Here is a 6,056-nt window from a genome sequence, read left to right on the forward strand (position 1 = left end):
AGCCACAAACCGCCCCGAACAGTGCGCAGGCACTGGTTACCGAGATGGCCAGCCCGCCCTTGATGTGCCCCATAAAGCGCATCACCACATCAATCAGACGATCAGCAGAGTGCCCGCGTGTGATGATATCAGCGGCAAGGATGAACATTGGGACTGCGACCAAGGCAGAGGGTTTGACCCCACCTATCATCTGCTGGACCAGTATCTGCGGACTAAAGTTTGGGAAGTAGATCAGGAACCCGATAAAGGCTGCCGAGATCAACGGCATTTTCATCGGGAAACCGAACAGCAGCAGAACGACCATGACCGTTAGCATGAGCTCTGTCATTTTGCGGTCTCCTCTTCCTTCTCAACGAAGCGCGTAACTGCGGCGGCCGTTTCCGGATCCTCATAACTGTCGACCTCCAGATAGGAGACGTAGATTTCCTCTTCCGACAGATCGAGGTTTCGCAAAGCTGTTAAGAGATATTGGAGGGTTGCTAAGCCCAACCCGATAACCACCCAGATGTAAGTTAGATAAAGCGGCACCTGCAGCGCAGGCGTAACCCGGCCCCGACTGGCAACTTTCGCCACATATTCAACGGCATACCAGGTCAGCGTCGCCATCATGGTTGCGGTTGTTATGGTGATCAAAATCATCAGGATCTTGCGAAGCTTCTGAGGCAGAGCATCATAGATGGCCGACATGCGGATATGGATGCCCTTTCGTGTGGCGTAACCCAGCCCCATGAAGGTGATGATAACGATCAGAAACTCATTGAGCTCTTCGGAGAAATAGATCGACTGGTGAAAGACATAGCGCCCGAACACATTTGCGATGGTGTTGACGGCCATGGCGATAACGCCCCAACTGAGGATGAAGACCTCAATCTTGCTAATCACACCGTCAACTTTCACGAGGAGCTTAAAGGGGACAGAACGGGGTTCCATCTTTACCCTCCTCCAGTGTACCCACACCCCACCTTCAGAGATGAGATGTGGGACTTCCTATTATTGATGAGTTGATGCAATCTCAGTTTTCAGGGCCTTCAACAGCTCTTCGCCGCGAGATCCGGCAGCGTCTACATAGGCACTGGCCGTTGCTTCACTGCGAGCGCGGAAGACGTTGCGTTCTTCTTCTGAGAGGACCACCAGATTGATTTCAGGCTTGTTCGTCTTAATGGTGTCGAGACGTTTCTGGTTGAAGTCAGAGACCACACCATCAATGAAACCTGACATTCCAGCCATTGTTTCTTTAACAAGCTTTTGACGGTCTGGAGAGAGTGTGTCGAACCAGTCAGTTCCGGCAACAACGGTGGTGACGAGTTCCTGCTCGCCAGCCCAGATCAGGTAATCCGTAACCTCATAGAACTTCATCTCTTCGATGGTTGGAACAGGGTTTACCTGACCGTCTACCGCACCAAGCTGCAGAGCGCCAAAAACCTCACCAAATGGCAGCGGTGTTGGGCTCGCACCCATGTTCTTGTAGGTCTCCAATAAAATCGGAGAGACCATAACGCGCATTTTGAAGTTAGAGAAGTCATCCGGATTGCGGATTTCTTTGTTGGTGGTCCAGACCTGAGGTCCTTCTGAATACATGGTCAGGACTTCCAGGCCACGCCTGCGGAAATCCTCATTCAGATCACCGTAAATGGTCTCAGAGTTGTTCAGAATGTTTGAGACTGCTTTGGCATCAGATGGAAAGAGATATGGCAGCAGAAAAATCTGACTTTCCGGGACGATGGTGCCCAGATTACCGATGGATACGTTGGTGAACTGGATGAGGCCATCCGTCGCCTGCTCTACCGTATCCGTTGGTGTGCCAAGCGTTCCCATCGGGTAGATCGTGATGGTCACGTCCCCATCGGTCTTGGTTTCAATACGCTTCTTAAACTCCTGTGCATAGGCATCCATGATGGAGCCTGGAATTTCCTCGATGGCGAATTTCCAGTCTTCTGCATAAGCGCTTAGCGGGACTGTGCCCAGAACCATTGCAGCTGTTAGTGTCTTTAGCGATTTAAGAATTGAGTTCATTTCATCCTCCCACAGAACTAGTTCCCAATCTTCCTCGCCGCTAGCACACTAGATGTTGAACCTAGAAAAAATATCAAATAAGTTATGTTTACATGAAATATATCAATGTAATTAAATTATCTGAGAACAGGAAGATCATTAGATGAAACTTCTCCGAAACAATCTGCTCGAAGCATTTTGTGCTGTCGTTGAATGTGGTGGTTTTTCTGAGGCGCAGTTCAGGCTGGGTATATCTCAATCGGCGATCAGCTGCCGCATCCGGGATCTGGAACTTGCGCTTGGATATCGCGTCTGTGAGCGCGGTCGCAGTGGCTTTCAACTCACCGAACGCGGTAAGATCGCCTATGAGAAAGCGTGCGAAATTATCCGCCTTGTTGAGGATTTCGACGCTGAACTGCTCGAGTTGCGCGGTACGATCACTGGACAGCTGCGCATAGGTATTGTCGACACAGTGATCAGCCTTCCGGGGTTTCCGCTTGTACCTGCGTTGCAGCGGTTCTTCTCAAAGGAGAACGACGTCAATCTGGAGCTGGTTGTAGCCTCGCCAAACGATCTGAAAGAAGGCTTGATCACGGGAAGTCTGCATATCGCAATCGCACCGTTTAAACGAAAGCGCGATGAGCTTGAGTACATCAAAGTCTGCAGCGAAAATCACTATATGTATTGCGGACAGGCACATGACTTGTTTGCATGTGAAACCGATGAAATCTCGCCGGACATCCTGAATAATCACGCTGTGTGCCAGCGCTCCTACGACATGATCGTCGCACGAGATGCCAAAGCCCCAGAGCCCAAGGCAATTGTCACGAACATGGAAGCAGCCGCGGCTCTCATTTTGAGTGGCAAATTCCTCGGTGTCCTCCCCGATCACTACGCCACCCAGTGGGTCAACACCGGCGAAATGCGCCTTCTGGAACATCCAGATCTGACCTGGACATCAGAGTTTTACATCGCTTCGCGCAAATCCCAAGCACACAGACAAGCGGTCGAGTGGTTCATCAAGGCATTGCTGCATGGATTGTAAAGATCATATCAAGAAACAAAGAAAGGAATAAACCGTTTCAATTGCTTAATTAGCAAAGTCATTATCTATTACAAATTCTAGTATTCTTTTTGGTGGCCATTCTTAAACTTGTGGCGCTTAGACATTGCATCCCAGTTTATTTGTGATGTAGGAATCTGGATGTTCGACTCTTATGATCAGGGGATGCACCTTGTCTGAACAAATCGAAAATGCAGCCAGAAAACTGGCTGATCTCTTTGACACTTCCACTCCTCTGTTTCCAACGGCCAGCGGGTCACCTAAAGCGTTTGCAAATGAGTTAGAGGATGCGCAAAAACGTATGGAAGAGCGTTTTACTGCGTTATGCGAACTGGCTGCATTGCTGGATCGCGAGACTGAAAAGAGTGAAGTGGCGCAGGGAGCCGCGATTGACCTGTTCCAGTGCTCCGGCTTTTTCTATCTGGCATTGATGCAATACTCTGAAAACCTGCCAAATTCGCTGCTGATGGCGGGCTATGACATTTCGGTTGGCCGCATGCCTCCGGTTGTCTCAAAGGCGCTCAAGCACGTTTCCTTCACGATGAAGAGTGCTATTGCAGAGGACATCACCTTCATGTGCCCTCACCTTTCTAACCTCACCGAGAAGGATGAGTTTGAAGGACGAGCACAAGTGATTTTAGATAAAGTACTGGCGCAAGCCATTGCCCGCACCGCTCATGCGGTCTCTTCACTGGAAGAAAACGAAAAACTCGACGGTTATGAGATCACTGAGGAAGACAATGCCCTGCGTGCGCGTTGTCAGACCTGTACCGAGTTGCTTGCTAAACTCGTCAAACATTCTGCTAACCCACGTGAGCATGCAGAACGCGTTAATGCGTTTCAGGTATTCCTTGGCAAGGCCTAAACAAGCCTGATTGATCAAGCCATGGGATCCTTCCGTATCCCGTGGCTCCTTGGCATCTCTACCAGGTTTTGCTTCTCAAATGACACCTGATGAGAACGTCATCTAGTTTTCGACAGTTAGAGTGGCATCGCATATGGCGTCCTCCACCGCCCAGAGGCGGTCCTGCCCCCATATACCGATGGTTCCAACTCGAAAGCTGGGCACGCCCCAAAGCCCGAGTTCTGTAAGTTCCTTGCGGTTTTGCTCTGTTCTTGCACGCCAATCTTCATTGTCGACGACCAGACGTGCCTGCTGCCAATCCAGACCGGCATCTGCGAGGATGCGTGACAAGCCTTTCTCTGTGCTTGCATCAACACCTTTCGCCCATACACCGGTCATAAAGGCACTGCAAAACTCTCTAAGCCTGCCATTCTTCTCAGCAAACTCGAGGAGTGAGTAGCCTCGCTCGATTGCTGTTCCCAGTGGGTCGCAAATCCGGCCAAATGGAATGGCATGCAAACGGGCTTCACGCGCGGCATCAGCTAAAATGTACTTCCGCTTCATAGGCGGTACTGGCAAGCCGCGCATGACCATGGGCAAGACGGGCCGAATGTTCAGCTTTACCCCCTGCCGATCAGCCAGAGTGCATGTGCGGTCAAACGCCAGGTACGAGTATGGACTCCGGAACGACAGGAAAAAGTCGACCTCCAGATGCGTTGGCGATGTATGAGCTGGTCGGCTTTGCCTTGCTGCTGGCGCCAACTTAGGAGCGGAAGGCCCACGTCCAAGTTCATGCAGGCGATCCTGGAGATAGTGTAGCCGGCCGATGCCCCAATACCATTCATCGCCATAATAAAAGGTCGCACCAAGATAGTGCCCGTACTTTGCCAGGAGCGCATCACCGCAGGTTTTGGCTTGGTCAGCCTTGTCACCCTTTGCTGAGGATTGAAGTTTTTCTCCAGACCACAATTTAGTGCTTATTTCCAGCAGCTTACTCACGCATGCATCGTTGGCGAGTTCCTCTGCCATTAGCGTTTCAGCTTGACTGATTTGAGCTTCATCTGGAGCTTCAAAAGGCCTGCCTGTCAGGCCGTAATGTTTGGCAAGGAAGGCCGCATCCACGGAAGCATATGCTTCCAACGCTGTCCTTTCAGGTACGGCCCAATCAGGCGGGCCGGAGATCAAATGGATCTTCAGGGCGACTGTATAGTGCCGCTGAAAGTCGCCAAGCATTTGAAGTGTTAGGTGCGCGTATGGATCCGCAGTATGATGAAAATAGTGTACTTCATGCGCCTCACCCCGCCGACTTCGTTGTTTTTCGTAGAAGGCACGTTTTCGCTGCACTCTGGTTTCACTCGTAATGTATTCTGCAATTCTCGACTTTATTGCTGAGTGAAACGACATAGAGACGGCTCCTCCATCCAAGAGTGAGGGGCAACGTTAACCTGCTATTTCTTTTGCTGCAACGAGGCGTTTGATTGATGCCTGCAAACCTAACGGACGTTCAATGACGCATAATCGTAATACGTAAGCTACAAAAAGACGCCTTATTCTGTCAAATTTCACGGGTTGTCGGATAAACTTTTCTCAGAATACGCTTCAAACGTCCATATTGTGAGAATCTCATGCAGGAACGTTTGATACAGCTGCTGGAATCTGTTGCTGGAGCCGCCAAGCCGGTCAGTGCGAACGATCTTGCGCAGATGACCAAGCTTCCCAGAGCAACCATCTATCGGAACCTGTCGTCTCTGCTTCGCTGCGGCTTTCTGGATGAGGTTGAGGACGGCAAACGGTATGTTCTGGGTATCCGGTTTATCAAAATTGCCCTCACAGGAAAATCAGAGTCACATGTGATCAAAGCTGTCTCTGCTATGATCCACCGGCTGGTGATTGAACTTGGTGAGACGGCTTTTTTGGCACGATATCGTGGTGGCCGTGTGGACCTTATCCATGTTGAGCCTCCCAATGATCCATCCATATCTTATATTTACCCCGGCCTCGGGACCCGGCCTGTTCATGCTTGCTCCTCCGCCAAAGCCATTGCTGCTTTCATATTGCCCGAACTGCGAGATGAACTGCTGCGAACCGAACGCGTGCAATTTACGCAAGCCACTCTCATTGACAGTTCTGATATCGCTGCTGAGCTGGAGAACGTGC

The 6,056-nt window shown here is 50.6% G+C and carries 7 protein-coding genes; 3 read left to right on the forward strand and 4 right to left on the reverse strand.

Going from position 1 to position 6,056, the window contains the following annotated elements; translation table 11 throughout:
• From PPL9_RS34395 to dctP, 3 genes are all read right to left on the reverse strand, one after another.
• Positions 1 to 328 (reverse strand): TRAP transporter large permease subunit (locus PPL9_RS34395; RefSeq protein WP_244273461.1); only part of this gene is annotated, 328 nt, incomplete at its 3' end.
• Positions 325 to 930 carry a TRAP transporter small permease gene (locus tag PPL9_RS24705; RefSeq protein WP_057465199.1) on the reverse strand — a complete coding sequence of 202 codons (606 nt, stop codon included), beginning with the start codon at positions 928 to 930 and terminating at the stop codon, positions 325 to 327. The genes PPL9_RS34395 and PPL9_RS24705, both read right to left, overlap by 4 nt.
• Positions 931 to 990: 60 nt before the next feature.
• Positions 991 to 2,013 (reverse strand): TRAP transporter substrate-binding protein DctP, encoded by a 1,023-nt coding sequence (gene dctP, locus PPL9_RS24710; RefSeq protein WP_057465200.1) that lies wholly within the window; start codon positions 2,011 to 2,013, stop codon positions 991 to 993.
• Positions 2,014 to 2,155: 142 nt separating this feature from the next.
• On the opposite strand from dctP, the gene PPL9_RS24715 reads away from it, so the two are divergent.
• Positions 2,156 to 3,037: a LysR family transcriptional regulator gene (locus tag PPL9_RS24715; RefSeq protein WP_057465201.1), complete on the forward strand. Its 882-nt coding sequence runs from the start codon at positions 2,156 to 2,158 to the stop codon at positions 3,035 to 3,037.
• A gap of 190 nt (positions 3,038 to 3,227) precedes the next feature.
• The gene (locus tag PPL9_RS24720; RefSeq protein ID WP_208989606.1) at positions 3,228 to 3,920 is read left to right on the forward strand and encodes a hypothetical protein; all 693 of its coding nucleotides are present in this window, start codon (positions 3,228 to 3,230) and stop codon (positions 3,918 to 3,920) included.
• 102 nt (positions 3,921 to 4,022) lie between these two features.
• Here PPL9_RS24720 and PPL9_RS24725 read toward each other — a convergent pair whose 3' ends face one another.
• Positions 4,023 to 5,303: a DsbA family protein gene (locus tag PPL9_RS24725; RefSeq protein WP_057465203.1), complete on the reverse strand. Its 1,281-nt coding sequence runs from the start codon at positions 5,301 to 5,303 to the stop codon at positions 4,023 to 4,025.
• 221 nt (positions 5,304 to 5,524) lie between these two features.
• Between PPL9_RS24725 and PPL9_RS33690 the strand changes: the two genes are divergently transcribed.
• On the forward strand, positions 5,525 to 6,056 hold a 532-nt coding region (locus PPL9_RS33690), incomplete at its 3' end, for a helix-turn-helix domain-containing protein (RefSeq protein WP_208989607.1).

It is taken from the genome of Pseudovibrio sp. POLY-S9, assembly GCF_001431305.1.
Taxonomy (GTDB): domain Bacteria; phylum Pseudomonadota; class Alphaproteobacteria; order Rhizobiales; family Stappiaceae; genus Pseudovibrio.